This window comes from Streptomyces sp. NPDC031274 (genome assembly GCF_055570235.1).
Map to the genome: position 1 here is coordinate 127127 of NZ_JBVIHP010000020.1, position 25897 is coordinate 153023.

The 25897-nt window shown below is 71.7% G+C and carries 23 protein-coding genes; 11 read left to right on the forward strand and 12 right to left on the reverse strand.

The features are described from left to right. Positions 1-2 precede the first annotated feature (2 nt). Positions 3-1103, reverse strand: coding sequence for a citrate synthase 2 (locus ACZ5CR_RS29310; protein ID WP_468862755.1), 1101 nt, complete (start codon positions 1101-1103; stop codon positions 3-5). 375 nt (positions 1104-1478) lie between these two features. On the opposite strand from ACZ5CR_RS29310, the gene pdxH reads away from it, so the two are divergent. Beyond that, on the forward strand, positions 1479-2174 hold the full coding sequence (pdxH, locus tag ACZ5CR_RS29315) for a pyridoxamine 5'-phosphate oxidase (protein WP_468862761.1): 696 nt from the start codon (positions 1479-1481) through the stop codon (positions 2172-2174). Positions 2175-2187: 13 nt separating this feature from the next. On the opposite strand, the gene ACZ5CR_RS29320 is transcribed toward pdxH, so the two are convergent. Together ACZ5CR_RS29320 and ACZ5CR_RS29325 are read right to left on the reverse strand one after the other, a co-directional pair. Continuing rightward, positions 2188-3051, reverse strand: a complete 864-nt coding sequence (locus ACZ5CR_RS29320) for an alpha/beta fold hydrolase (protein ID WP_468862763.1) — start codon at positions 3049-3051, stop codon at positions 2188-2190. 666 nt (positions 3052-3717) lie between these two features. After that, entirely contained in the window at positions 3718-4410 is a 693-nt protein-coding gene (locus tag ACZ5CR_RS29325) for a metal-dependent transcriptional regulator (protein ID WP_389905039.1), read from the reverse strand. 235 nt (positions 4411-4645) lie between these two features. Here ACZ5CR_RS29325 and ACZ5CR_RS29330 point away from each other — a divergent pair, with 235 nt between their 5' ends. Beyond that, positions 4646-5419 (forward strand): SIS domain-containing protein, encoded by a 774-nt coding sequence (locus ACZ5CR_RS29330; RefSeq protein WP_468862766.1) that lies wholly within the window; start codon positions 4646-4648, stop codon positions 5417-5419. Here the strand turns inward: ACZ5CR_RS29330 and ACZ5CR_RS29335 are convergent. Both ACZ5CR_RS29335 and ACZ5CR_RS29340 read right to left on the reverse strand, forming a co-directional pair. Beyond that, positions 5407-6594 (reverse strand): sensor histidine kinase, encoded by a 1188-nt coding sequence (locus ACZ5CR_RS29335; RefSeq protein ID WP_468862886.1) that lies wholly within the window; start codon positions 6592-6594, stop codon positions 5407-5409. The two genes, ACZ5CR_RS29330 and ACZ5CR_RS29335, sit on opposite strands and share 13 nt — an antisense overlap. A 161-nt stretch (positions 6595-6755) precedes the next feature. Beyond that, complete coding sequence (locus tag ACZ5CR_RS29340; protein ID WP_468862768.1) at positions 6756-7424, reverse strand: response regulator transcription factor; 669 nt, start codon at positions 7422-7424, stop codon at positions 6756-6758. 128 nt (positions 7425-7552) lie between these two features. Between ACZ5CR_RS29340 and ACZ5CR_RS29345 the strand changes: the two genes are divergently transcribed. From ACZ5CR_RS29345 to ACZ5CR_RS29360, 4 genes are read left to right on the forward strand one after another with little or no spacing between them, the layout of a single operon-like run. After that, positions 7553-8041, forward strand: a complete 489-nt coding sequence (locus tag ACZ5CR_RS29345; protein ID WP_468862771.1) for a hypothetical protein — start codon at positions 7553-7555, stop codon at positions 8039-8041. Continuing rightward, positions 8038-9105 (forward strand): peptidoglycan-binding protein, encoded by a 1068-nt coding sequence (locus tag ACZ5CR_RS29350; RefSeq protein ID WP_468862773.1) that lies wholly within the window; start codon positions 8038-8040, stop codon positions 9103-9105. Before ACZ5CR_RS29345 ends, ACZ5CR_RS29350 begins: the two co-directional genes overlap by 4 nt. Beyond that, a complete protein-coding gene (locus ACZ5CR_RS29355; RefSeq protein ID WP_468862775.1) occupies positions 9102-9803 on the forward strand; it encodes an ABC transporter ATP-binding protein in 702 nt (233 codons plus the stop codon). Before ACZ5CR_RS29350 ends, ACZ5CR_RS29355 begins: the two co-directional genes overlap by 4 nt. Further along, positions 9800-11035, forward strand: coding sequence for an ABC transporter permease (locus ACZ5CR_RS29360; protein WP_468862777.1), 1236 nt, complete (start codon positions 9800-9802; stop codon positions 11033-11035). The genes ACZ5CR_RS29355 and ACZ5CR_RS29360 overlap by 4 nt, the downstream gene beginning before the upstream one ends. A gap of 260 nt (positions 11036-11295) precedes the next feature. On the opposite strand, the gene ACZ5CR_RS29365 is transcribed toward ACZ5CR_RS29360, so the two are convergent. From ACZ5CR_RS29365 to ACZ5CR_RS29380, 4 genes are all read right to left on the reverse strand, one after another. Then, on the reverse strand, positions 11296-12678 hold the full coding sequence (locus tag ACZ5CR_RS29365) for a PAS domain-containing protein (RefSeq protein WP_468862780.1): 1383 nt from the start codon (positions 12676-12678) through the stop codon (positions 11296-11298). A 475-nt stretch (positions 12679-13153) separates the two neighbouring features. Further along, positions 13154-14758 carry a transporter gene (locus ACZ5CR_RS29370; protein WP_468862781.1) on the reverse strand — a complete coding sequence of 535 codons (1605 nt, stop codon included), beginning with the start codon at positions 14756-14758 and terminating at the stop codon, positions 13154-13156. Then, the gene (locus ACZ5CR_RS29375) at positions 14755-15546 is read right to left on the reverse strand and encodes an ABC transporter ATP-binding protein (protein ID WP_468862783.1); all 792 of its coding nucleotides are present in this window, start codon (positions 15544-15546) and stop codon (positions 14755-14757) included. Before ACZ5CR_RS29375 ends, ACZ5CR_RS29370 begins: the two co-directional genes overlap by 4 nt. 162 nt (positions 15547-15708) lie before the next feature. Further along, a complete protein-coding gene (locus ACZ5CR_RS29380; protein ID WP_468862784.1) occupies positions 15709-16356 on the reverse strand; it encodes a bifunctional DNA primase/polymerase in 648 nt (215 codons plus the stop codon). A 310-nt stretch (positions 16357-16666) separates the two neighbouring features. Here ACZ5CR_RS29380 and ACZ5CR_RS29385 point away from each other — a divergent pair, with 310 nt between their 5' ends. Then, the gene (locus ACZ5CR_RS29385; RefSeq protein WP_468862787.1) at positions 16667-18055 is read left to right on the forward strand and encodes a transcriptional regulator; all 1389 of its coding nucleotides are present in this window, start codon (positions 16667-16669) and stop codon (positions 18053-18055) included. Between the two features lie 304 nt (positions 18056-18359). Further along, positions 18360-20279, forward strand: a complete 1920-nt coding sequence (locus ACZ5CR_RS29390; protein WP_468862789.1) for a mediator complex subunit 15 domain-containing protein — start codon at positions 18360-18362, stop codon at positions 20277-20279. Between the two features lie 78 nt (positions 20280-20357). On the opposite strand, the gene ACZ5CR_RS29395 is transcribed toward ACZ5CR_RS29390, so the two are convergent. Beyond that, positions 20358-21626, reverse strand: a complete 1269-nt coding sequence (locus tag ACZ5CR_RS29395) for an ABC transporter substrate-binding protein (protein ID WP_468862887.1) — start codon at positions 21624-21626, stop codon at positions 20358-20360. 117 nt (positions 21627-21743) lie between these two features. On the opposite strand from ACZ5CR_RS29395, the gene ACZ5CR_RS29400 reads away from it, so the two are divergent. Then, complete coding sequence (locus ACZ5CR_RS29400; protein ID WP_468862791.1) at positions 21744-22247, forward strand: SCO4402 family protein; 504 nt, start codon at positions 21744-21746, stop codon at positions 22245-22247. A 100-nt stretch (positions 22248-22347) separates the two neighbouring features. Beyond that, entirely contained in the window at positions 22348-23232 is an 885-nt protein-coding gene (purU, locus tag ACZ5CR_RS29405) for a formyltetrahydrofolate deformylase (protein ID WP_468862794.1), read from the forward strand. A 74-nt stretch (positions 23233-23306) separates the two neighbouring features. Here purU and ACZ5CR_RS29410 read toward each other — a convergent pair whose 3' ends face one another. Both ACZ5CR_RS29410 and ACZ5CR_RS29415 read right to left on the reverse strand, forming a co-directional pair. Further along, positions 23307-24629, reverse strand: a complete 1323-nt coding sequence (locus tag ACZ5CR_RS29410) for a maleylpyruvate isomerase mycothiol-dependent enzyme family protein (RefSeq protein WP_468862796.1) — start codon at positions 24627-24629, stop codon at positions 23307-23309. Beyond that, positions 24626-25225: a sigma-70 family RNA polymerase sigma factor gene (locus ACZ5CR_RS29415; protein WP_468862797.1), complete on the reverse strand. Its 600-nt coding sequence runs from the start codon at positions 25223-25225 to the stop codon at positions 24626-24628. The genes ACZ5CR_RS29410 and ACZ5CR_RS29415 overlap by 4 nt, the downstream gene beginning before the upstream one ends. A 287-nt stretch (positions 25226-25512) precedes the next feature. On the opposite strand from ACZ5CR_RS29415, the gene ACZ5CR_RS29420 reads away from it, so the two are divergent. Beyond that, a complete protein-coding gene (locus ACZ5CR_RS29420) occupies positions 25513-25887 on the forward strand; it encodes an STAS domain-containing protein (RefSeq protein ID WP_468862799.1) in 375 nt (124 codons plus the stop codon). Positions 25888-25897: the final 10 nt, after the last annotated feature.

Consider the following 25897-nt stretch of genomic DNA (forward strand, 5'->3'; position numbering starts at 1 on the left):
GCCTACCGCGCGATGTCCCCGAACCCCTCGACCTCCCGGGGGTCCCGCGCCGCAGGGCCCATGTACCGGGCCGACGGACGGACCAGGCGCCCCGTCCGCTTCTGTTCGAGGATGTGCGCCGACCAGCCTGCGGTCCGCGCGCACGTGAACATGGACGTGAACATGTGCGCCGGCACCTCGGCGAAGTCCAGGACGATCGCGGCCCAGAACTCGACGTTCGTCGCCAGGATCCGGTCGGGGCGGCGGGCGTGCAGCTCGTCAAGGGCGGCCTTCTCCAGCGCCTCCGCCACCTCGAAGCGGGGAGCGCTCAGCTCACGTGCCGTACGGCGCAGGACCCGCGCGCGAGGGTCCTCGGCCCGGTACACCCGGTGGCCGAAGCCCATCAGGCGCTCGCCCTTGTCCAGGGCCCGCTTCACGTACGCGACCGCGTCCCCGGTCCGCTCGATCTCCTCGATCATGCCGAGGACACGGGACGGCGCCCCGCCGTGCAGGGGCCCGGACATGGCGCCCACCGCGCCCGAGAGCGCCGCGGCCACGTCCGCGCCCGTCGACGCGATGACGCGGGCCGTGAACGTGGAGGCGTTCATGCCGTGCTCGGCGGCTGACGTCCAGTACGCGTCGACGGCCTTGACGTGCTTGGGGTCGGGCTCGCCGCGCCAGCGCTTCATGAAGCGTTCGACGACCGTGTCGGCCTTGTCGATCTCGCGCTGCGGCACCATCGGCAGGCCCTGGCCGCGGGCGGACTGGGCGACGTACGAGAGGGCCATGACGGCGGCCCGTGCGAGGTCGTCGCGGGCCTCCCGCTCGCTGATGTCCAGGAGCGGCTTCAGACCCCATACGGGGGCGAGCATCGCGAGCGCGGACTGGACGTCGACGCGGATGTCACCGGAGTGCACCGGGATCGGGAACGGCTCGGCGGGCGGCAGACCGGGGTTGAAGGCGCCGTCGACGAGCAGGCCCCAGACGTTGCCGAAGGAGACGTGGCCGACCAGATCCTCGATGTCGACGCCGCGATAGCGAAGCGCGCCGCCTTCCTTGTCCGGTTCGGCGATCTCCGTCTCGAACGCGATGACTCCCTCAAGTCCGGGTACGAAGTCGGACATCAGGCGGCTCCTCGTGATGTGTGCGACAGATGGTGGTGACAGACAGCTCATGACCATGTGTCAGAAGTGGGTATCTCCGGTCCGGTTCCGCGGTCTGCCGGTGCGTCGGTGGCTTCCGGCTTTCGACTCGCGATCCGGGTCGGTCACCCCGGTCATGCCCCGTGCGGCTGGTGGTCACCCAACCGATACGGAAGCCGCACGATATCCCTTGGTGCCACCCTTGGCGATGGTGCGCGGCACTCAGTGCCACACGTCACCTCCCCGTGGTGCGCGACAGCCCGCCGAGTGACCCTTCGTATACGGCAAGATGACCGCGTGACCGATCGAGCCGCCGCTTCCGCATCAGCCTCATCATCGTCCGCCGGGGCCCCTCCCGTGTCCGACCTCGCCGCCATACGGGCCCACTACGGCGTCGACGGACTCATCGAGGCGGAGTTGCCCGCCACGCCCGTCGAACTGTTCGCGCTCTGGTTCACGCAGGCACTCGCCGCGGCCGACGCGGGCGTGCTCCACGAGCCGAACGCCATGGTCGTCTCGACGGTGGACACCGCGGGACGCCCCAGCTCGCGCACGGTCCTCCTGAAGGGCTACGACGAGCGCGGCTTCGTCTTCTTCACCAACTACGAGTCCCGCAAGGCCCGTGAACTGGCCGCGAACCCGAACATCGCGCTGCTCTTCCCGTGGCATCCGATGGCACGCCAGGTCATCGTCACGGGCACGGCGGAGCGCGTCCCGCGCGAGGAGACGGTGGCGTACTTCCGCACCCGCCCGCACGGCTCCCAGCTCGGCGCCTGGGCCAGCGCCCAGTCGTCGGTCATCGCCACACGCGACGAACTCGACCGCGCGTACGCCGATTTGGCGCAGCGCTACCCGGAGGGCGAGCAGGTGCCCGCGCCTTCGCACTGGGGCGGCTTCCGCGTCGAGCCGCTGAGCGTGGAGTTCTGGCAGGGCAGGGCGAACCGCCTGCACGACCGCCTGCGCTACGAACGCGCGGAGCAGGGCGCCACCAACACGGAGCAGGGCGCCACCGCGGCAGCCGCGAGCTGGACGGTCGAGCGCCTCAGCCCGTGAGCGGCACCGGGCCCTACCCCGTCAGAACCCCGTCCAGGAACGGCTGGATCGCCTCGCGCCAGGCCTCCGGCTGGTCGTAGTGCACCAGGTGACCGGCGTCGGCCACTTCCGCGTACGCCCCACGGGGCAGCACGCGGACCATCTCCTGCGCCTCGGCGCGGCCCAGCTCGCCGTCCAGGCCGCGGACGACCAGGGCGGGGCACTGGACCTGGGTCAGATACTCCCAGTGGGCGTCGTACACCCAGGTCTCGCGGGACTTGAGCATCTGGTCGCGGTCGAAGACGGGGCGCCAGCCGTCCGGGCCCTCGCTCATCACCTCGGCGAAGAACTCGCCGCGTGAGGGGTTCGGCCGCTCCACCCACGGATCGTCCTCGCCGAACCACTTCCGCACGTCGGCGAGTGTCGCGAAGGGGACGGGCCAGGCCCTGAACCAGTCCTCCCACTCGCGCTGCGAGGCGGCGCCGAGGGCGGAGGCCCGCATGTCGGTGATGATCAGGGCGCGGACGAGATCGGGGCGCTTCGCGGCGAGCTGCCAGGCGGTGAGCGCGCCCATGGAGTGGCCGATGAGGACGGCGGGGGCGAGGCCGAGCTGGACGAGCGCGGCCTCGGCGTCGGCCACGTAGGCCTCGCGAGTGAAGGGGCCCTCGGGGGGCTTGTCGCTCTGCCCGTGCCCACGCTGGTCGAGTGCGACCGCGCGATGCCGCTCGGAGAGCCAGCGGGCGGTGCCCGCCCAGTGGGAAGCGCGGCCCATCAGGCCGTGCAGTAAGAGCACGCCGCCGGGTGGACCGTCGGTCTCCCTGGACTTGGGAGGATCAGCGAACTCCCAGGCGGCGAGGCGAACGCCACCCGCGCCTGTCACGTCAATGCGCCGCACCATGGTTCCTGGCACCCCCCTTGAATCCTCTCGGGCTGAACGCCTGGCTGAACGCCTGGTTCTGTCACGCACCCCCGCACGCTATCGAACTCTTTTTCGAAACCGGCCAGATCGCCGGCAACACCCCTCGTTCGAGTGACCACCCTCAAGGATTGGCCGCCGCTGCCGAGGGGAGATCTTCATCGGGAGGCGGGCCGCTCGGGGAAAACGGTCCGAGGGGGACGACCCTGGGAGCTCGGGGCTCCGGGTCACTGCAGGGGAGGACAGGCCCCGGCGCTCAAGGGCGCCGGGGCCCTCCGCGTGCTCAGGGCGCGTCGAGGCGCACGGCTCGCGTACGCGCTCCCGCTCACCAGATGGGCACATCCTCCTGCCCCCTCCCACAGCCGCGGCGGCCGGTTGCGCACCGACACGGCAAGAGCCCTTTGGTCATATGCCTCACGCGACAGCCTGGCACGCAAAACGTCCGGGCGCTGCGATTCCGCACACTGAATCTTGGACCCCATACAATCCTGGAGTCCTCACAACTGCCCAACCGTTACCACTAGTTGACGCTAACCCCCGGTAACGGCAGGTGTCGGGAGGCGGATCCCGCCAGAACCCCACGTCGCGGACGCCGTCGCCCCGCCCCGAGGGTCCCGGAGCGGGTCTTGCCGTGACCTCGGCGTGACCTCAGCGCTTGGCGACGAAGACGTGCGACGCGACGTCGTTGTCCAGCTCCGCGGCCTCGCCGCTGCTGCCCACGAGCACCCCGCCCGCGGACTCCGTCACGCTCACCACGGAGCCGGGCTGCACACCCGCGCGCCGCAGCGTGTACATCAGCTGCGCGTCCGTCTGGATGGGCTCGCCGATGCGGCGCACCACGACGGTCTTGCCCTCCGCGCCCGGGTCGAGATCGGCCAGGGACACCATGCCCTCGTCGAGGAACGGGTCGGCCCCGTCCTTCTCGCCCAGCTCTTCCAGACCCGGGATCGGGTTGCCGTACGGAGACTCGGTGGGGTGGCGCAGGAGCTCCAGGACGCGGCGCTCCACCGCCTCGCTCATCACGTGTTCCCAGCGACACGCCTCCGCGTGGACCTGCTCCCACTCCAGACCGATCACGTCGACGAGCAGGCACTCCGCGAGGCGGTGCTTGCGCATCACGCGGGTGGCGAGCCTGCGGCCCTCCTCCGTCAGCTCCAGGTGGCGGTCGCTCGCGACCGCCACCAGACCATCGCGCTCCATGCGCGCGACCGTCTGGCTCACCGTCGGCCCGCTCTGGTCGAGACGCTCGGCGATCCGGGCGCGCATGGGGACCACACCTTCCTCCTCCAGCTCGAGGATGGTGCGCAAATACATCTCAGTGGTGTCAATCAGCCCCGACATGGGTGCCCCTCAGATCTCGCTCGTGCGGCCGGCCCTGCTACCAATTCTGACGCATACCGCTGACAACCGGGTCGCGCCAGGGGAAAACCCGGTCCTGGCGGCCTCGACGGGGTGCTCGGGCCGTATTGACAGGGCACTGGTCCAGACCGCAACGTGAGCCGCGGCACACGGGAAACACGTGCAGAACATACGTACAAAACATACGTACTACGTACCCCGAAAGGTTCCTCGGCGCATGGGCTCGAAGAGCGAGAGCAAGCTGGCCGGTCAGTACATCGACGCCGCGATCGGCCTGCTCGGGCGGGTGCGCGACGAGGAGGGCGGGGCCGGCGGCAACATCGACGCGGCGGCCGCGCTGCTCGCCGACGCGGTCGAGGGGGGCAACAGGCTCTTCGCCTTCGGAGCCGGGCACTCCTCGCTCGCCGCCCAGGACGTCGTCTACCGCGCGGGCGGCCTCGCCCTGATGAACCTCCTCGCCGTCCCCGGCGTCGTCGGGATCGACGTCATGCCCGCCACGCTCGGCTCCGCCCTGGAGCGGGTGGACGGGCTCGCGGGCGCCGTCCTGGACTCCTCGCCGGCCCGCCCCGGTGACGTACTCGTGATCATCTCGCTCTCCGGCCGGAACTCGCTGCCCGTGGAGATGGCGATGAACGCCCGCGCGCTCGGCCTGAAGGTCATCGGGGTGACGTCGGTGGTGTACGCGACGGAGACGAAGTCGCGGCACGTGTCCGGCACCTTCCTCAAGGACCACTGCGACGTCGTGATCGACTCCAAGATCGCCCTCGGTGACGCGGAGCTCAGCCTCGACGCGGTCGACGCGCCCTTCGGACCCGCCTCCAGCGTGGTCACCAACGCGATCATGCAGGCGGTGGTGGCGACGGCCGTCGAGCAGCTCGCCGCGCGGGGCGTCGAGCCGCCGTTGCTGCGGTCGGGGAACGTGGACGGCGGCCACGAGTGGAACGGACGCGTCTTCGCCGAGTACGGCGACCGGATCTTCTACCGCCGCTGAGGCCCCTGCGACCCGTCAGGTCCCGTCGGGAAGGGCACCCGCACGCTGAGCCCTCCCCCCTCCTCGTTCGCCCGCGCGATCGCCCGTGTGCCGTGCGCGCGGGCGATCGCGGCGACGATGGACAGGCCGAGGCCCGCGCCCTCCCCGCGCGCGTGCGTACGTTCCCGCAGGCGCCGGAACGGCTCGAAGAGGTGCGGGACGGTTTCCGGCGGGACGACGGGCCCGGTGTTGACGACCTCGACGCCCTCGGCGCTGGTGCGCACCTCGACCCGGCCGCCCTTGACGTTGTAGTCCACGGCGTTCGCCACCAGGTTGTGCACGAGGCGGTCGAGGAGAACCCCGTCGCCCCGCACGGTGAGCGGCTCCGCGTGCAGGGAGAGGGTGACGTCCCGCTCGGCGGCCCGCCCCGCGAGCCCTTCCGCCACCGCGTCGGCGATGACGTCGAGCGCGACGGGCTCACACCTTTCAAGACCCCGCTCCGTGGTGGCGAGGAGCAGCAGCCCCTCGATCAGATGCTCGCTGTCGTCGGCGACGGAGATCAGCTTCGTACGGATGCGGGCCACCTGTTGCGCGTCGGGCTCCCCGGCGAGGCCGATCTCGGCGGCGGCCCGCTGGACGGCGAGCGGGGTGCGCAGCTCGTGCGCGGCATTGGCGGCGAACCGCTGCTGCGCGCCGACCAGTTGCTCTATCCGCCCGAGCATCTCGTCGAACGTGTCGGCCAGCTGCTTCAGCTCGCCGGGCGGCGCGTCGAGCGCGATCCGCTCGTGCAGGTTCTCGCCGGACAGGCGCCGCGCGGTGCCGGTGATCACGGCCACGGGGTGCAGGACGCGGCCCGCCATCCACCAGGCGAGCAGGATGGAGAGCACCGCGTACACGAACAGCACGATGACGGACACGGTGAGCAGCCTGCTCAGGGCGGCCTGCTCGGCGACGTCACTGATCTTCGTGACGGCGAGGCCCTGAGTGATGTCGTCGGGGGCCGTGACGCCGTCGGCGGGCATCGGCTCGGCGGTCGCCGCCGACCGGGACGCGGACGACGGCGGCAACACCCAGGGCGGATGCATTCTGCGGGCGGGGACCGCGGTGGTGACGGCGGTGCTGATGGAGGAGTAGAGCCCCTGCCGCACCAGAAAGTAGACGAGCCCGGTGAGCAGCGCCCCCGCGAGGAGGAGCATGCCGCCGTAGAGGGCGGTGAGACGGGCACGTTCGCTGCTGAGCCCGAGGCTGAGTCCGAGGCCGCCGACGCGGAATCCGCCCCCGCCGGTGCTGCCCCCGCCGGTGCGCCGCATGCCGGTGCGCCGCACGCCGAAGCGCCGCACCCCGGTGCGCCCGCGCCTCACGCCGCCCCTCCCGCGATCCGGTAGCCCGCGCCCGGGACCGTCTCCACCACCGGTGGTTCGCCCAGCTTGGCGCGGAGTTTGGAGAGGGTGACGCGGACCGCGTTCGTGCGGTAGCTGGTGTCCTCCTCCCAGACCTGTTCGATCAGGTCATCGCCGCTGACCACCGCGCCGTCCGCCCGGAGCAGCGCCTCAAGGACCGCGAACTCCTTGCGGGAGAGCGCGAGATGGCGCCCTTCACGGCTGGCCTGGCGCCGTGCCGTGTCCAGGACGAGACCCGCGCGTTCGATGACGGGCGGCAGCGCGGGGCGCGTGCGGCGGCCGAGGGCCAGGACACGGGCGAGGAGTTCGTCGTACGCGAAGGGCTTGGTCAGATAGTCGTCGGCGCCGATGCCCAGGCCCGCGACCCGCTCCCGGACCGTGGCCGACGCCGTCAGCATCAGGACCCTGGTGAGCAGCCGCTGCCGCACCACGGTGCGGCACACCTCGTCGCCGTGCAGGCCCGGCAGGTCCCGGTCCAGGATGACGACGTCGTACTCGCCGAGCCGCAGCTTGCGCAGCGCCGTCAGGCCGTCGGCCGCGACATCGACCGCGAGCGCGTCGCGGCGCAGCCCGTCGGCGATCATCTCGGCCAGGAATTCCTCGTCCTCCACCAGCAGTACGCGCATGCGGCCCTGTGTACCTGAAGTGCACCTTTCGTCGGTGTAAGCGTCTCCGTTGAGAGAAACGAAACCTCGCTTCCCGCGAGCCTGAGCGCCACAACGCGACCAGTGACGTGATCAGTGAAGGGGACGCCATGAGGACTCGTACGCGCTCAGGAGCCATCGCGACGGGGTTCGCCGCACTCGCCCTGTTCGCCGGAGCCTGTTCCTCCGGCGGCGGCGGAAGCAGCAGCCAGGACAAGGCCGACGGCGGCAAGGGGAAGCAGGCCGACGCTGCCTTCAAGGAGCGCGAGTGCCTGCGCAAGCACGGCCTCAAGGTGTCCGAGCCCAAGTCCGGCGAGGACACCCGCGGGATCACCATCGGCGGCGACCTGGGCAAGGAGAAGATGGAGGCCGCCATGAAGGAGTGCACCGGCAGGGACGGCGGTTCGGGCGGCGGATCGGTCTCGCAGGCCGACAAGGACAAGATGCTCAAGTACGCCCGGTGCATGCGCGAGAACGGCTTCAACATGCCCGACCCGAAGTTCGAGGGCGGCGGCATGGCAGCCCAGAAGATACCCGAGGGCGCCGAGGCGAAGAAGATGGAGAAGGCCGCCAAGGCGTGCAAGGACATCGTCGCGTGAGGCGCCGCACCGCCGTCGTCGCCACCGTCGTGGCCCTGCTCGCGATCACCGGCGGCGGCGTCGCCGTCACCGCGCTCGCCGACAACGGCAAGGACGGATCCGTGCGCCAGGACGCCGGACTCCCGCCCGCCACCGCCCCCGTCGAACGCGGCGACCTCAGCAGCGGCACCCAGACCGACGGCACCCTCGGCTATGCCAAGGAACGCAAGATCAACGCGGGCACCACCGGCACCCTCACCTGGTCCACGGGCAGCGGCTCGACGATCGGACGCGACGGGCGCCTCTACGAGGTCAACGGCGTCCCGGTACGCCTCATGTACGGCACCGAGCCCATGTACCGCACGCTGAAGACCGGCGACGAGGGCAACGACGTACGGCAGCTGGAAGAGAATCTCCGGGCGCTCGGACACGGGGCGGGGCTCGCCGTCGACGACGAGTACACGGCCGGTACAGCGGCCGCCGTCAAGCAGTGGCAGAAGGCGCACGACCAGAAGCAGACGGGGCGCGTCGGCCCCGACCAGATCGCCTTCTCACCGGGCGGCGTCCGCGTGAAGTCCACCGATTCGGCCGTCGGCGACCAGATCGCGCCGGGCAAGCCGGTGCTCGCCACGACGGGCGCCGAGCGGGTCGTACGTTTCCAGCTCGACGTCGCCGAGGGGAAGCTCGCCAAGGTGGGCACCAAGGTCACCGTGGACCTGCCGGACGGCTCGACCGTCAAGGGCGAGGTCGCGTCCGTCGGCAAGACGGCCAAGCCGGGCGACGACCCGGCCGACAAGACCCCCAAGGTCCCGGTGACGGTCTCCTTCGACGACCCCGGCAAGGTCGGCGGCTTCGACCAGTCCCCGGTCACGGTCAACCTCACCGGGGAGACCCGCGAGGACGTACTCTCCGTCCCCGTCAACGCCCTTCTCGCCCTGCCCGGCGGCGGCTACGGCGTCCAGGTCGTCGAGCACGGCCGCGCCCGCCAGGTGAAGGTCGGACTCGGCATGTTCGGCCAGGGGCGTGTGGAGGTCACCGGGGGCGGCCTGAAGGACGGCATGAAGGTCGGGGTGCCCAAGATATGAGCGCCGTCGTGGAGTTGGGCGGGGTCACCAAGGAGTATCCGGGCGGGGTCGCCGCCCTGCGTGGCGTGGACCTGCGGGTGGAGGAGGGCGAACTCCTCGCCATCGTCGGGCCCTCCGGGTCCGGCAAGTCGACGCTGCTGCACATCATCGGCACCCTGGACCGCCCCTCGGAGGGCTCGGTGGCGATCGCGGGACACGATGTCGCCACGCTCGCCGACCGCAGCCTCTCGGCGCTGCGCGCACGGCACATCGGCTTCGTGTTCCAGGCGTTCCACCTGGTGCCGGGGATCAGCGCGCGCGACAACGTGGCGGAGGGGCTCCTGTACTCCGGACTCTCGCGCGCGGAACGCCGGGCGCGGGCCGCGGACGCGCTCGACCGGGTCGGCCTCGCGGACCGCATGAAGCACCGCCCGCACGAACTCTCCGGCGGCCAGAAGCAGCGCGTCGCCATCGCGCGCGCGGTGGTCGGTTCACCGGACCTGCTCCTCGCCGACGAGCCGACCGGCGCGCTCGACTCGGCGTCCGGCGAGGCGGTGATGGAGCTCCTGCACGATCTGAACGCGGAGGGCGCGACGATCGCCGTCATCACGCACGATGCGGAGATCGCCCAGAGGCTGCCGCGGCAGGTGCGGATCCGGGACGGGCAGGTGGTGGCGGATGTGCGCACAGCGCCCTCCGAGGGGGTGCTCGCCGGATGATCCGTACGAAGAGGGTGACCCGTACGAAGAAGGTCAGGAGTGCGCGGCTGAAGGCGGCGCGGCTCGGGCCGCGGGACGTCCTGCACGTCGGCTCGGCGGGACTGCGCAGCCGACCGGTGCGGGTCGTGCTTTCCGCCCTCGGGATCGCCATCGGGATCGCCACGATGATCGCGGTGGTGGGCATTTCCTCCTCCAGCAAGGCGCAACTCATGCGTGAGCTGGACGAATTGGGCACGAACATGCTGGTGGCCTCTCCCGGGGAGCCCCTGTTCTCCGGGGAGAAGGTGGTGCTCCCGCGTGACGCGGCGGGCCGGGTCTCGCGTGTGGAGGGCGTACGGGACGTGGGCGCGACCGGCGACCTCGAACGCAGCGTGCGGCGCAGCGAGAAGATCCCCGAGGACGAGACCGGCGGCATCTCCGTCAAGGCGGCGACCGAGGGCCTGCTGAAGGTGCTGCGCGGCGGGACGGCGCACGGCACGTGGTTCAACGCGGCCAACAGCCGCTATCCGTCGATCGTCCTCGGCCATGTCGCGGCCGACCGCCTCGGCATCACTGAGCCGGGCCAGCAGGTCTGGGTGGACGACCGCTACTTCACGGTCGTCGGCATCCTCGACCCGCTGCCCCTCTCGCCCGACGTCGAGCGCTCGGCCCTGGTGGGCTGGGAGGCGGCGAAGAGCGAGCTCGGCTTCGACGGCCGCCCGACATCGGTGTACGAGCGGTCCACCGACGACTCCGTGCACGACGTCCGCGGCCTGCTCGCCGCCTCGATCGACCCGGAGAACCCGCGCAACGTCCAGGTGACGGACCCGTCTTCGGCACTCAAGGCGAAGGCGGCGACGGAGGGGGCGTTCTCCACGCTGCTGCTCGGGCTCGGCGGGATCGCGTTGCTGGTGGGCGGCGTAGGGGTGGCCAACACCATGATCATCTCGGTCCTGGAGAGACGGTACGAGATCGGCCTGCGCCGCTCGATGGGCGCGACGAAGGGGCAGATCCGGATCCAGTTCGTGACGGAGTCCCTGATGCTGTCCGGCCTCGGCGGCCTTGCGGGCATCGCACTGGGCGCGGCGGCGACCGGCGCGTACGCGGTGTCGGGCGGACTTCCCTGGGTGGTCCCCCTGTGGGCGGTGAGCGGGGGGTTCGGGGCGACGCTGGTCATCGGGACGGTGGCCGGGCTGTACCCGGCGGTTCGGGCGGCGCGGCTCTCACCGACGCTGGCGTTGCACGCGGCTTAGGGGAGGCCTGGGGGAGGCCTAGGGAGGCCTGGGGGTTCGGGCGGGGGCCGCCCGGATCCCGGCTCATCGGGCCCGCGGGGCCCGGTGGGTGGCGTGCCTGGACCCTGGACCGCCGCTTCACGACGGATGTCTCCCATCCATCCACCCACTCACCTGCCCACTCACCTGCCCACTCACCTGTCACCCCGGGCAATCGGGCGGGTGGGAGGGAAAAATCACCGCGAAGCGGTGGCCTTGAACCCCCGCCCCCCCGCACGGGCTCACCCCGTGCCCAGCACACCCGCCAGATCGAGCGAAGCCGCCACCCTCGCCGAGACGCTCTCCGCGTACGTCGCGTCCGCCCGTTCGAACTGGGTGCGGCTCGCGCCCCGGAGGAACGTCACCACGCCCAGCGTCCGCCCCCGGCTGCGCAGCACCGTGCACAGGGCGTGGACGGAGTCCTCCGGCCACTGCCTGGCCGCCGCCCACTCCCGGGCGCGCTCGGGCGGCGCGGTACCGGCGCTGGCCCGTACCGAACCCATCCGGTCCACGCACTGCGGGGCCGGATGACCCTCCAGATAGCGGACGGGCAGGCCCGCCTTGGCCACCGGCAGACACGGCCCCGGAGCGCCCGCGGGCGTGGCGGCGACGCGAACAAGACGCACAGGCTCCTCGTCCGCCGTCCGGGAGGCCACCAGGTCGATCAGTGCGTGGTCGGCGAACCCGGCAAGGGCGAAGTCCAGCTGGACCGTCGCCGCCTCCGTCGGATCCTCGCACTCACCCGCGGCGCGCGAGGCCCGGTGCAACTGCTGCGAACGGAAGCGCAGCTGCGCCGCATCCTGCTCCGTCTGCTTGGCCTCCGTGACGTCCAGGAAGAGCCAGCCGACCCCCAGCGGCACCGGCTCCTCCGCGAGCGGCGACGCGAGCCGCAGAAAGCCGCTGCGCCAGCAGCGCCGCTCCGGCTCACCGCTCTCCGTGGCCCGCACCGAGACCCACATCTCGGCGGGCGCGGGCGGCGCCCCCTCGGCGAGCACATGGCTCAGCGCGCTCTCCAGCTCCTCCACGCCCTGCCCGAGCAACTCCCCGAGGGGCCGCCCCAGCAGGGCCGTACGCCCCATCCCCAGGGCCCGGGCGGCGTGTTCGTTCGCCACGGCGGGACGGAGATCGGCGTCGACGAGCACGACGCCCCAGGACGCGTTCTCCAACAGGGCCTCGCTCAGCGCGATGGACCGCTCCAGGTCGATCTGCGCATGGACCTCGCTGAAGGCGCAGTACACCCCGGCGGGCTTGCCGTCCCCGCCCCGCACGGCCGCGGACTGGGTCCGCACGAGCACCCGCCCGCCGTCCTTCGTCAGGAGCGCGAACTCGTGCACCTGCCGCCCGTGCGCGTCCATCGCCGACAGGAGCCGCCCCTCGACCTCCTCGGCGTCGGCGGTCCGCACCGCCCACCCCGCGAACCCCTGCCGCCCGACGGCCTCCGCCGCCGACCACCCGAGGATCCGCTCGGCCTCACGATTCCAGTGCGTCACCACCCCGTCGGCATCGAACGCGCACAACGCGGCGTCCATCCCGTCGAGCAGTGCCGCGAGCAGTTCGGCCCCACCGGGGCCGGGGTCTTCAGGCCCCAGCTCGTCGGTGGTCCCCCTACGCCGGGAAGCACTCACCTGGCACCCCCTGCAGGCCGTGTCCTCATGAGCTGCATGTTCTGCGACTTCCGCATGTACCGCACGTCAGATCATTGAACTCGAACGTGACGCAGCCCACAGGTACTTCCCAGAAGTTCGACGAAATCGTTGCCCCGCGTGAACGTCCCGGGACGGCTCGATGTTCCTCGTGAGCCCTGCTCAAAAAGCGGTTGAGCCGAGCCGGTCAGGTTCCTAGGCTGTAGTCATCACGGAGAGGAGGTGGTTCGGCAGATGTATGGAAACCGGACGCGTGAGGTGACTGCGGGCTAGTGGCCCGTCGTCGCAACTCGATTTCGGCGCCGGACCAGCACGTGTGATGTGCGTGCGACCGGCCCAATCCCAAGCAGTCACCCGACCCGCGAGCCGCCGGTGAGTCCGGCCGGCTTCCCGCCGTCTCGTACGGCGGGGACCACGGCTCGCGGGTCGTCTGCGTTCCCTGCGGGCTCAGGGGCTCTCAGCCCCTGCTGACCGCCGTCAGGATCTCCGGCAGCCGCCGCGCCACACTCGGCGCCGCGAGCCGCACGCCGAAGTGCGTGATCACCGCTCCGTAGCCCCCGCCCAGCGGGAGCAGCAGCCAGGTCCAGGAGTCCGCGCCCGATACGTGCAGCCAGATGGTGAAGGCGATGACCGGGGCGCAGAGCAGGGCCGCGGCGACCATTCCGCCGAAGATCGAGATCCAGGCCAGGCCCGCCTGTCCGGGGGCCACGTTCTTGTAGCCCTCCTGCGGGATCGAGTAGGGGAAGCGGGCCGACGTCCACGCGCCCGTCGCCAGCATCGCGCCGAGCAGGGCGAAGGAGAGGCCGAGCGCCTCCGGCAGGCCGGTCCAGTCGCCGAGCACGGCTGCCGTGACGACCGTCACCAGGGTCGCGTACGGAACGGTGATCACCATCAGGGCCAGTGCGCGGGCGCGCAGTTCGATGTACGCGTCGTACGTCGACGAGATCGCCGTCGCGACCATCCAGAACGCCGAGGTGTCCTGGCCGAACTGGTTGTACATCAGGACGCCGAGCATCCCGGCCGCGAAGCACGCCAAGTAGATCGATCCCGTGCCCTGCAGGGCGTTGAAGAGCGGCACGATGAGCCCGATGGCCAGGGACGTCACCCAGGCCGCCTTCGTCTTCGGGTCGCGCCACACATAGCGCAGGCTGCGCTCCATGACCGTGCCGGTGCGTCCCCCGGGCAGCAGCCCGCCCGGGCCGCGTGCCGCGCGGGCCTTGGTGGGTTCCGCCGCCGCGAGCGTCGAGCCGTCGGGGGTGGTCATGAGGTGGGTGAGGCTGCGCTGCCAGAGGGCCAGGAGGGCGGCGAGAGCGGCGGCGCTCGCGGCCAGTTGTGCGATCCCCGTCGCGTACGAGCCCTCGCTCACCGAGTCGACGGCGCCGATCGCCGACGCGGGCGGGATCCAGCGGACGACGTCCGCCGTCGGGTCGAGCTGCGAGAGCCCCGACGAACCGAGCCGCTGCGCCCCGAAGTTGACGAGCTGCGCGCCGATCGCGATGACCAGGCCGCTCAGAACGGCCAGATCACGCCCCTTGCGGCTGGTCAGGAGGCGGATGTTGGCGGCGGCGACGGTGCGCGCGAGGGCCACGCAGACGAGCAGCGTAAGGGCGATGGCCAGGACCGCGGTGACGGCCGCCGCCGCACCGTGCGCGAGGGAGATGACCGCCCCGAGAGCGAGGCAGAGCGTGAAGAGCGGGCCGATGCCCACCAGGGACGCCACGAGGAGCGCGCGCACCAGTGGCCGCGGGCGCAGCGGCAGCATCACCAGGCGGGTGGGGTCGAGGGTCTCGTCGCCGCTGGGGAAGAACAGCGGCATCACCGCCCAGCCGAGCGCGAGTACCGCGGTGAGCAGGACGGAGACGGTGGCGGCGTGTTCGTTGCCGCGCAGGGCGATCAGGCCGATGAGCTGGAGTGCGGCGACGAGGAGCGCCGCGACGACGGACGCGATGTAGGCGGCGCTGCGTCCTGACGACTGGTGCAGGCCGTTGCGCAGGAGCGAGAGCTTGAGACGTACGAAGACGGGGATGATGGAGGGCGCGGACGCCGCCGTCGGCGCGCTCATCGGGTGCCGCCGCCCAGCCAGTCGAGGTGCGAGCCGTTGTCGCGGCCGTGGGCGCCCACCAGTTCCAGGAACGCCTCCTGGAGCGAGGGGGCCGCGCCGCGCACCTCGGCGAGGGTGCCCTGGGCGCGGATGCGCCCCGCCGCCATCACGGCGACCCAGTCGCAGAGCGATTCGACGAGTTCCATGACGTGCGAGGAGAAGACGACGGTGGCGCCGGACGCGGTGTAGCGCTCCAGGACACCGCGGATGATCTGCGCGGACACCGGGTCGACGCCCTCGAAGGGCTCGTCGAGGAAGAGGACTTCGGGGTTGTGGAGCAGGGCCGCGGCGAGGCCGATCTTCTTCCGCATGCCCGTCGAGTAGTCGACGACCAGTTTGTGCTGGGCGCCCGCGAGGTCGAGTACGTCGAGGAGCTGGGTCGCCCTCTTGTCGACCTCGCCGCCGGGGAGCCCGCGCAGCCGCCCGGTGTACGCGAGGAGTTCACGCCCCGAGAGGCGCTCGAAGAGACGCAGCCCTTCGGGGAGGACGCCGATGCGGGCCTTGACCTGAACCGGGTCGGCCCACACGTCGTGGCCCACGACCTCCACGGTGCCCCGATCCGGGCGGAGGAGCCCGGTCACCATGGAGAGGGTGGTGGTCTTCCCGGCGCCGTTCGGGCCGACGAGGCCGATGAACTTGCCCGCGGGGAGGGTGAGGTCGATCCCGGCGACGGCGATTTGCTGGCCGAAGGCCTTCCACAGTCCTTGTACCCGTACCGCCGATGGTGCTGCCGATGCTGGCTCGCTCACCGTGTCCGCCCTTCGTCGCCGCTGGATTCGCACGATACGTCCTGCGCACCGCCGATCACCGGCTCCGCCGAGCTTCCTCGGACTCCCCCCAAGCTCTCACAGAGCAGGGGCCCCTCGACGGGCTGAGATCCAGCCCCCGCAGGGCCGCGCCTGCCTCCGCCCCTACCTCCGCGCCTCCCGCCCGCACGCGTACGCCAACGGCGAGATGATCTCCTCCGCGTCGGGCAGCCAGCGGTTCGCCGCGGTGGGGCGGCACGCCCACTGCACCGCTCCCGTCGCGCCGAAGCGGGTCGGGGGCGCGGCCACGTACGACCCCTCGCCAAGGGCGACGCAGTCGATCGCGGCCGGCGGCCACCCGAGCTTGCGTACGAGGTCGGGCACCTTCGCGGCGGCTCCGGGGAGGACGAAGAACTGCATCCGGCGGTCCGGTGTGCAGGTCACGGGGCCGAGCGTCAGCTCCATGCGCTCCATGCGGGCAAGGGCGAGGAACCCGGCCGTCTCGGGCACGTCGATCGCGTCGAACGTGCGGCCTGTCGGCAGCAGGATCGAGGACTTCGGCTGCTTGGTCCACAGCCGCCTGGCCGCGGTCGCGCTCCCCGTCGCCTGTGTCGCCCAGTCCTCGCGCGCCGGGTGCGAACCGGGCGCCGTGCACGCGGCGTCACCGCACGAGCAGATTTCGGCCCCTTCGACGGACTCGAGCCATGTCCCGGGGAACACGTCCCAGTGGCGCTCTTCCGCGTAGCGCACGGCCGTGTCCAGCAAGGATTCTCCGCGCTGCTTCGGGATGTGCGCGGCTGACGTGACTCCCATGGTCTCTTCCACGGACTTCTCAACTCCGCCCGACACCTACGGTTACGGCCGTCGCGTGCGCGGGGGCGGAGCATCGATCCTGCATGTGGGGCGCATGGGTGCACGGGCGGGGGCGCGCATGGGGAATGGGTTCCATGTGCGGGTAGCCAAGACTGGGGCACTCCGAAGAAGCAGCCCAGTTACCGACTTATGGTCCGTTTGTGGTGCATCTTCCGTTTGTTCCAAGGGCATTGATCATCTGGGGTGGCTGATCCCGGCCCCTCCGTCCAGTCCGTCCAGATGAACCACGGTGCACATCAGGGGGTACGCCATGGCCGCAAGGCCGCTCGTCGCGCGGCAGCCCAATGAAAGGCTGCAGGCACTCATTCAGGAAGCGGGTTGCTCGAACGCGGGTCTGGCCCGTCGGGTCAACATGTGCGGCGCGGAGCACGGTCTCGATCTGCGCTACGACAAGACATCGGTCGCCCGGTGGCTGCGGGGCCAGCAGCCGCGCGGCAGGGCGCCCGGCATCATCGCGGAGGCGCTCGGCCGCAAGCTGGGCCGGACCGTCACGATCGACGAGATCGGCATGGCGAACGGCAAGAATCTGGCGTCCGGCGTCGGTCTGCAGTTCTCGCCCACCGTGCTCGGCGCCATCGAGCAGGTCTGCGAGCTGTGGCGCAGCGACGTGGGGCGGCGGGACTTCCTGTCCGGTTCGTCCGTCGCCTCGTCCGCGCTCGTCGAGCCGAGCCGCGACTGGCTGATCTCGTCCCCGGACGCGCAGGTCGGGCGGATGGCGGGGCCGCGGGTCGGGCTCTCCGACGTGGCGGCGGTGCGGGCCATGACCGAGGCGCTGACGAAGCTCGACCACCAGTACGGCAGCGGGCATGTGCGGCCGGTCGTCGTGCACTATCTGAACAGCGTGGTGTCGGGGCTGCTCGCCGGTTCGTACCGCGAGTCCGTGGGGCGCGAACTGTTCGCCGCCGTCGCGCGGTTGACGGAACTCGCCGGGTACATGGCGGTGGACACGGGCCAGCCGGGTCTGGCCCAGCGCTACTACATCCAGGCGCTGCGGCTCGCCCAGGCGGCGGGCGACCGGGGGTACGGCGGGTACGTGCTCGCCGCGTCCATGAGCCATCTCGCGGCCCAGCTGGGCAACCCGCGGGAGATCGCGCAGCTGGCGCGGGCGGCCCAGGAGGGGACGCGCGGGCGGGTCACCCCGCGCGCGGAGGCCATGTTCTACGCCGCCGAGGCCAGGGGGCACGCGCTGCTCGGGGACGGGCGGTCGACGCAGATCGTCGCGGGCCACGCGGTCGAGGCGATGGACCGGGCGTCGGGGGAGGCGGATTCGGGCGACGACCCCGTGTGGATCCGGCACTTCGACCATGCGTATCTGGCCGATGAACTGGCTCATTGTCACCGTGACCTGGGGCAGGCGGACGCGGCGGCGCGCAGCGCGGAGGAGTCCCTCGCGGGGCACCCCGAGACGCGGGCGCGGCGGCGGGCGATCGGCCTCGTCCTGCTCGCCACCGCGCAGGTGCAGCGCCGTGACATCGAGCAGGCCTGCCACACGGGCCTGAAGGCGGTCGAACTCCTCGGCACGCTGCGGTCGAACCGGGGCGCGGAGTACTTGGAGGACCTCCAGGACCGGCTCGCGCCGTACCGGGAGGAGCCGGTGGTAAGGGAGTTCGGGGCGCGCGCGGACATCCAGGCGGCGTGAAGGGGCGCGGAGGCGGGCGCGGGGCGGAACGCGGGATCGGGCGCGGGACCGGGTGCGTGACGAATTTGTGATGTGTGTCGCGCACCGGTGAACGTGGCCCGTCCCAGCCCTTTCCGCGACGTGAATGTCCAACTCCCGTACGCGATCGCCCCTTGTTGGCGACGTAACCAGCGTTTCGCGGAGAGCTTTTGTTACTTCTGCGATTAAAGCGGTGGCGGAGGTTTGAGCTGCGTGGCAGACGGCTGTGGGGACCCGGTAGCGTGAGCCGACGGTTCCGTAGGTTCCCCCATACGTAGGAGTCCCGGTGACGCAGCAGAGCGGGCATGGCGCCGCTTCCTCCGATCCGCACCCCGCGGACCGGCACGCGCACGAAGGCATCGTGCTGCCTGCCGACGGAAGCGAGCCGTTGTTGCCCGGCACCACCGGCGACCAGGTGGCCCCGCCCGGCGGCAGCCCCTGGGGCCAGCCGTGGGGCCCGGCCCCTGCGGACCCGCCGCCCGGCTCCGGCCAGGCGTGGGACTCCCCGGCCGGCCAGCAGCAGTCGTACGGCGCGGGCACCCCGCTGCCCGCCGAGGGCACACAGCACCAGGGCTACCCGCAGGGCCCTTCCTACGGGGGCCAGCAGTCTTATGGGGGCCACCCCTCGGACGCTTCGGGCTCTTCGGGCGCTTCGTACGGAGGCCAGCCCGCAGGCGCCTCGTACGGCGGCCAGGCGCAGGGCGCCGGATACGGCGGACAGCCCCAGGGCGGGCCGTACGCGGGCCACGCTCAGGGCGGCCAGCACGCGGGCCAGCACGCGGGTCAGCATGCGGGCCAGCGCGCCGCCGACGGGCCCTACGCGGGGCCGGGTGCGGGCGGGGCCCACGCGGGGCAGCCGGCGGGCGGCGCGCACGCGAGACAGCCGGTGGGCGGGGCCCATGCGGGGCAGCCCGCCGACGCCGCGTACCCCGGACAGCCGGGACATCCGATTCCCCCGGCCGGTCAGGCCGGTCAGCTTCCGCCCGCGGTCCAGGCCGGGCAGCTTCCCCCCGGCGGCTCCGGCTCCGGCGGCGCGGGCGCACCGCTTCCGCCCGTCGCGGGAGGCATCGCGCCGCTTCCGCCCGCCGCCCCGGGTGACGCGGACGCCACGCAGTACATACCCGCGATGCCCGGCAACGGCGCCGGGGCCGACGAAGGCGCCACGCAGTACATACCTCCCGTGGCCCCCGGCGCCCTGCCGCCCGAGGCACCCACCCCGGACGCCACGCAGTTCCTGGGACACGGACCCATGCCGGGCGCGCCCCTGCCCCCGGCGGCCGGTTCCGACAGCGAGCCCACGCAGTACATACCCCCCGTGCCCGCCGAGCCGGGCAAGGCACCCTTCGGGATACGGCCGGGCGCCCCGGGCGACCGGCAGCCGCCCGCCGAGTTCGACAGCCTCTTCCGTACCGAGCAGCCGGAGCCCGAAGGCCCCGCGTCGACCCAGCAGATGCCCCGCTTCGAGCCGCCGCAGCCCGCCGCCCAGGCCCCGGGCCAGTTCCAGGCTCAGGCGCACGGCGACGGCGGAGGCCGTGCCGCACGCCGAGCCGCTGCCGCCGCTCCCGCGTCGCGCGGCGGGGGCCGCACTGGCTCGAAGGTGCCGCTCTTCGCAGCCATCGGTGTCGCCATCGCGCTGATCGGCGTCGGAGCGGGCGCCCTCCTCAGCGGCGGCGGTGACGAGGAGAAGGACAGCCCCAAGACCGTCTCCGATTCCGCGCCGTCCGACGAGAAGCCCTCGCCCTCCGTCGACCCGGCCAAGGAGCAGGCCGTCGCCCTCGACAAGCTCCTCGCCGACAGCAACAACAGCCGCGACTCGGTGATCGCCGCCGTACGCAACGTAGGAAAGTGCGACAACCTCGGTCAGTCGGCCACCGATCTGCGCAACGCGGCAAAGCAGCGCAACGGCCTGGTCACGCGCCTCTCGCAGCTCTCCGTGGACAAGCTCCCGGCCAACGCGCAGCTGACCGCGTCCCTCACCAAGGCCTGGAAGGCGTCCGCCGCGGCCGACAACCATTACGCCGCGTGGGCGGGCCAGGTCGCGGGCAAGAAGGGCTGCCGGAAGGGCCACGCCCGCGGGACGGCGCAGGCGGTCGCCGGGAACAAGTCGAGCGGCGAGGCGACCACGGCCAAGCAGGAAGCGGCCGGGCTGTGGAACGCCATCGCCAAGGAGTACGGGCTCACCACGCGCGACAAGTCGCAGCTGTAGGCCGAGCGCCAGGACAAGCGTCAGGACAAACGCCAGGACAAGCCGCGGGTCACCGGTGGTGCGGGCGCCTGGAGCGGGTCACTTCACCCGCTCCAGGGTCTTCGAGACGTTCACGAAGCCCTTGCGCGCGGGCACCAGGCGGCCGTCCCGTACTTCCTGGAACGTGACGTCGGCGTTGATCAGGCGCGGGAAGTCGCTGGCCGCGAGCATGTCCTTGAAGCGCCAGCTCAAGGTGGGCGTGAGACCGCCCGTCTCGACCTTCAGCCCCCGGTCGAGGGCCCGCCGCAGCGTCCGTGACGAGACCTCGCCGCCGTCGAGCGACTCGACGGCCTTCTTCAGGACGGTGTACGCGATCCACGTCGTCTGCACGCCCGCGTCCGTCGGGTCGACCCGGTTGTCGCCGAACGCCTGCTCACGGATGGCCTCGCGCATCTCGTCCCAGCGGGGATCACTCGCCGCCGGGTACCAGCTGGTGACGTAGGCGCCTTCGTACGGTCCTTCGCCGCCGCCCGTGCGGTCGATGAGGGACTGGTCGACGCTGCCGAGCACGGAGGAGATCTTGGTGGTCGGGTACGCGTCCCGGGTGCGCCGGTAGGAGTCGTAGAACGTGTCCGTGCGGGCGCCGAGCGCCGCCGTCACACAGCCGCCGGTGCCCGCGCGGTCCAGCGCCTGCTCGGCCTGGGCCGTGAAGTCGGTGCCGTCCTCGGGCGCCCGGATGTCGGACGAGGGCCTCCGGTGACTCTCGGTGAGGCCCGCGTCCAGGAGCTTGTGGAGATCGTCGCCGGCGATGGTGTCGGGGCGGACGAGGGAGACGCGCTCGCAGCGCCCCGCGAGCTGCTTGCCGTTGCCCGCCATGAGCGCCGGTTCGCCGCCGTTGACGGGGTACGACAGGGGGCTGCTGAACTCCTCGTCGGTGACGCCGTATCCGCCGATGTAGGGGATGCCCGCGACCTGGAGGGGGGAGAGGAAGGACTGGCCGTGCTGGCTGTAGGAGCCGACGACGGCCGCGACCTCCTCGTCGACCGCCTTGCGGGCGCAGTCGGCGGCGCCCACCGGGTCGTTGTGGTCGTTGCAGGTGATGACCTTGAGCTGGTGGCCGTCGAGCCCGCCGTTCGCGTTGACCCAGCGCGCGTATGCCTGCGCCATCGCGGGGATGCCGGGTTTGTTGGTCGCCCTGGTCTTCTCGGGGGCCCAGGTCATGACGGTCACGGGGTCTTTACTCGATCCCCCCGTGGAACCGGGGATGACCCCGCACGCGGTGGTCAGGGACGCACACACCGCCACCAGGGCGGTGAGGGACGCGGTTGTGGAGGGGTGGGGGAGCAAGGTGCGTCGCGAGGCGGGCATGGTCATGCACGATTCCGCCGCAGCGCCAACCATGGAGTGACGCGCTCTCAACGCAAGGTGACAAGAAGGTGAAGGGCAGGGGCCGGTTCGGCTGCCCGAAAGGGGAACGTACGATCGATGACCGTGCAAGGTTCGGAGAACTCTTCCCGTCGCGGCAGTCGCTCAAGCACCATGGGCGGCATGCCAACGAACGACATGCCATGGTGGCGCTGGCGCAGCAACGTGCGCTCGGCGCTGCACATGCTCTCCGACCCGGGGTTCCAGCGTGAGTGCTGGCTCGCCGGGCGCGACGAGTACGGGGACGTGACCGACGCCGTATACCGCCTGGTCGAGGACACGTGGCTCGACAACTGGTCCGCCGAGAAGTACGTAGGGACGATCTTCCGCGACGCCGAGGAGGCGGCTCTCGTCGACGCGGCGGTGCTGCGGGTGCTGCGGATCATGCACGAGGTCGGGCCCGACGCGTTGGTGTCCGCCTATCTGGACCACCCGGGCTGGCCCGAGGCGGTCCGGGCGGCTAGGGAGGCTCATGTACGGCTCTCCGTGAGTGACGGGGAAGAGCCGGATGTGCCGCCTCGGACACTGGAGGTCCTTCGGATCATGACGCGGACCGCGAGCTAGGGCCTCACGTGCGGCGGCCCGGTCCCGGCCCGGTCCCGGCCTGTCCCGGCCTCTGGAAGGGCGGACCGGACGGGTGCCCGGTTGTGGGAACCTTGGGCGCATGAACGAACCGTCCGTCGCCGCGTCCGCCGACCCCGCTGAGCAGTACGTCCTCACCCTCTCCTGCCCGGACAAGCAGGGCATCGTGCACGCCGTGTCGAGTTATCTCTTCATGACCGGGTGCAACATCGAGGACAGTCAGCAGTTCGGCGACCACGACACCGGTCTCTTCTTCATGCGCGTCCACTTCTCGGCCGAGCCGCCGGTGACGGTGGAGAAGCTGCGGGCGAGCTTCGCGGCGATCGGTGACTCCTTCCACATGGACTGGCAGCTGGGCCGCGCCGACGACAAGATGCGCATCGTGCTCCTCGTGTCGAAGTTCGGGCACTGCCTGAACGACCTGCTGTTCCGTTCGCGGATCGGCGCGCTGCCGGTCGAGATCGCGGCGGTCGTCTCCAACCACACGGACTTCGCCGAGCTGGTCGCGTCGTACGGCATCCCCTTCCACCACATCCCGGTGACCAAGGAGAACAAGCCGCAGGCCGAGGCGCAGATCCTGGAGGTCGTGCGCGGCGAGAACGTGGAGCTCGTCGTCCTCGCCCGCTACATGCAGGTGCTCTCGGACGACTTCTGCAAGCAGCTCAGCGGCCGGATCATCAACATCCACCACTCCTTCCTGCCGAGCTTCAAGGGCGCGAAGCCCTACCACCAGGCGCACGCGCGCGGCGTGAAGCTGATCGGCGCGACCGCGCACTATGTGACGGCGGACCTCGACGAGGGCCCGATCATCGAGCAGGAGGTCGAGCGGGTCGGCCACGACGTCACGCCGAACCAGCTGGTCGCGATCGGCCGCGACGTGGAGTGCCAGGCGCTCGCGCGGGCCGTGAAGTGGCATGCGGAGCGCAGGATCCTGCTGAACGGCCACCGCACGGTCGTCTTCGCCTAGCGACGGCTCTTCGCCCGGCCCTTTAGGTGCAGAAAGGGCCACATACAGCTACAGCCACATACAGCCACATACAGCTACATACGGCTCAATGATGCCGCCGCGAACAGTACGTCCTTGATCGCCCCGCGGTCTCCGTCCTGTCCCGCCGCCGCCTCCTGCGGAGACACGTGGCCCGCGGCGAGGCGGCAGAACTCGACGCCGTCCAGTGCGACATGGGCCACCTCACGGTCGGCCGACGCGTCGGCGCCGGGGGAGTCGAGCGGGATGAACCACTCGCCGCCGCCCATGCCCTCGATCTCCAGGCGCAGGCTCCGGCCGGGAGCGCCCGCCGCCACCAGGCCGTGCGCCGGGTCGGCGAGCCCCGAGCGGCGGCGTTCGGCGAGGGTGCCGGGGAGCAGCCGGGCGGCGAGGTCGATCATGCGGTGCAGATGGCGCGGGGACGGCGGCTCGTAGGGATAGTCCACGGCGTCGGCGATGTCGCCCGCGTGGATCCAGCACTCGAAGGCGCGCTCCAGCATCGAGTCCCGCAGCGGCAGTTGGACGCGGCGGCCCTCGTCGTCCGGGGCGCTGTAGGGAACGGCGAGGCGGCCGGAGCCGGAGCCGTGCGCGCCGCCTGCGGTGAAGGACACCGTGCGGATCAGCTCGTGGGTCTGCTCGCGCCAGGGGCCGCGCACCGCGCGCGTGGGCGGGAAGTACGAAGCGCTCCAGTAAGCCTCGGTGCGGCGGCTCGGGTCGGAGGGCGGTGTCTTCTCGCTGCCGAGCGGGTCGTCGAGGCCGAGAGCGAGCGCGACCAGGCCGTCGACGGCGAGGAGATGCGCGATCACCCCGGCCACCGTCGTCCGGCGGCTGACCGGCTGGTCCTCGTCGAACCACCGGAGGTCCACCGGGGCGTGCCACTCCGATTCGCCGATGTCGCGCAGCAGCGCGTCGAGCCGCGCGGTCTCGGCGTCGTACGGCATGGCCCACTCGGGCACCGGGATGCGTGGCGGGCGTCGGCCGAGGCAGCTCTCGATGACGCGGGTGCGCAGACTCGGGTCGAGGTCGAGGCTCTCCTCCTGGTGCAGCAGGCCCACCGCGTCGCGCAGCCGCAGGGCCTCTTCCGCGCAGGGCCCGCAGTGCCCCAGGTGCTCCTCGACGGCTATGGCCTCGTCGACCGAGCAGGCGGCGAGCGCCCAGGCCCCGAGGAGGGATTTCAGGACGCGGTGGTCGAGGGCGAGGGCGACGGGAGGGTCGGGCAAGGGGGCGCCGGTGTCCTCTATGGAGGTGCGGGGCAGCGGTATACGGGGCGGCCTGCGGGCGTCGCTCTGCTCGCCCCGATCGGCCCGGTGCTCCGCGCCGGCGCCGCTCTCGGGGCGGTCCGGGTCCTCGAACGGGTCCTGCCGGTCGGGGCCGTTCACAGCGCTCTCCCGTAACCGGGAGGTGAGCCCGGTGCGGGGTGCGGTTCCGCGGGACCCGCCACGTCGTTCGCGGTGGAGAGCAGCTGCAGGCCGAGGCGGAGGCGGCGTCGCGCCTCGTCCTCCGTCACGCCGAGATCGGCCGCCGTCTGGCGGTAGTCGCGCCGCTGGAAGTAGGCGAGCTCCAGGGCGGCGCGCAGCGGTGCGGGCATGGCCGTGACGATGTAGTCCGCGCGGGCGGCCACCGATGCGCGGCGCACCTTGCGCTCCAGGTCCTCCGTGGTGCCCTCGCCGCCGCGGGCCAGGGCGGCGGACTCGGTCTGGCGCAGCCGCCGGACGGCCCGGTCGTGGGTGAGCGTGGCGACCCAGGAGCGCAGGGGGCCCTGCCTGGGGTCGTACGCGTCGGGGTTCTCCCAGACGTGGGCGAAGACCTCGCGGGTGAGCCGGTCGGCGGCGTCCTCGTCGCCGAGCACGCGGTGGGCGAGGCCGTGCACGAGCGAGGCGAAGCGGTCGTACAGCTCGCCGAGCGCGGCTGCTTCCCCGTGCGCGAGCCGCTGCTGCATACGACGGTCCCAGCGACGCGGCGCGTCCTTCGCCATGCGGCCCCCTCGCGTGCCGTTCCCTGCCCGTGTCGACAGCGCTTGCCCGTGCCGACGACGTTCGAATCGAAACTCTCCATCGAATGTAGCCGCCACCACCGACAACGCACTCCCTTTGCGGCAAAGTACGCCGCCGCCCCGCTTCGGATGATAGGGAAAGACGTTCCTGGTGTTTCATGGAGAGGAGCCGGGGCAGCCGCGACGTACGCAGGAAGCGTAGGAAAGGCTTCCGCATAGGCGTGAGTCAGGCTACGAGCGAGCGGTATCAGCGAGCGAGAGGCGTGCGAGTGACGCTGCAGGTGGCGGTGGACGAGCAGGACGGCTGGGCCGTTCTGCGGGTGTCCGGCGAAATGGACCTGGTGACCTCGCCCATCGTGCGTCAGCGTGTGCACGACGCGGTGGCCGACGGCCGCCACAGTCTTGTCCTCGACCTCTCCGACGTCCTGTTCTGCGACTCCAGTGGTGTCGGCGTGCTGATAGCCACGCGCCGCCTGTTCCGCTCCTGTCAGGGCCGCCTGCGCCTGATCCTGCCCGCGAAGGGCGCCGAGGACGGCTCCCACGTGAACCGCGTCTTCGCGGCCCTCGGTGTACGCCGCCTCTTCGAGGTCTTCCCGGACGTGGCGGCGGCAGTCGACGACGAGGCGATCCCGCTCTCCGCGTGACGCCCGTTCC

Coding starts and splice junctions, on each gene's coding strand:
- ACZ5CR_RS29310 (WP_468862755.1), bottom strand. CDS start 1,103: ATGTCCGACTTCGTACCCGGACTTGAGGGAGTCATCGCGTTCGAGACG.
- ACZ5CR_RS29320 (WP_468862763.1), bottom strand. CDS start 3,051: ATGGTGCGGCGCATTGACGTGACAGGCGCGGGTGGCGTTCGCCTCGCC.
- ACZ5CR_RS29325 (WP_389905039.1), bottom strand. CDS start 4,410: ATGTCGGGGCTGATTGACACCACTGAGATGTATTTGCGCACCATCCTC.
- ACZ5CR_RS29330 (WP_468862766.1), top strand. CDS start 4,646: ATGGGCTCGAAGAGCGAGAGCAAGCTGGCCGGTCAGTACATCGACGCC.
- ACZ5CR_RS29335 (WP_468862886.1), bottom strand. CDS start 6,594: ATGCTCCTCCTCGCGGGGGCGCTGCTCACCGGGCTCGTCTACTTTCTG.
- ACZ5CR_RS29340 (WP_468862768.1), bottom strand. CDS start 7,424: ATGCGCGTACTGCTGGTGGAGGACGAGGAATTCCTGGCCGAGATGATC.
- ACZ5CR_RS29345 (WP_468862771.1), top strand. CDS start 7,553: ATGAGGACTCGTACGCGCTCAGGAGCCATCGCGACGGGGTTCGCCGCA.
- ACZ5CR_RS29355 (WP_468862775.1), top strand. CDS start 9,102: ATGAGCGCCGTCGTGGAGTTGGGCGGGGTCACCAAGGAGTATCCGGGC.
- ACZ5CR_RS29360 (WP_468862777.1), top strand. CDS start 9,800: ATGATCCGTACGAAGAGGGTGACCCGTACGAAGAAGGTCAGGAGTGCG.
- ACZ5CR_RS29370 (WP_468862781.1), bottom strand. CDS start 14,758: ATGAGCGCGCCGACGGCGGCGTCCGCGCCCTCCATCATCCCCGTCTTC.
- ACZ5CR_RS29380 (WP_468862784.1), bottom strand. CDS start 16,356: ATGGGAGTCACGTCAGCCGCGCACATCCCGAAGCAGCGCGGAGAATCC.
- ACZ5CR_RS29385 (WP_468862787.1), top strand. CDS start 16,667: ATGGCCGCAAGGCCGCTCGTCGCGCGGCAGCCCAATGAAAGGCTGCAG.
- ACZ5CR_RS29395 (WP_468862887.1), bottom strand. CDS start 21,626: ATGCCCGCCTCGCGACGCACCTTGCTCCCCCACCCCTCCACAACCGCG.
- ACZ5CR_RS29400 (WP_468862791.1), top strand. CDS start 21,744: ATGACCGTGCAAGGTTCGGAGAACTCTTCCCGTCGCGGCAGTCGCTCA.
- purU (WP_468862794.1), top strand. CDS start 22,348: ATGAACGAACCGTCCGTCGCCGCGTCCGCCGACCCCGCTGAGCAGTAC.
- ACZ5CR_RS29415 (WP_468862797.1), bottom strand. CDS start 25,225: ATGGCGAAGGACGCGCCGCGTCGCTGGGACCGTCGTATGCAGCAGCGG.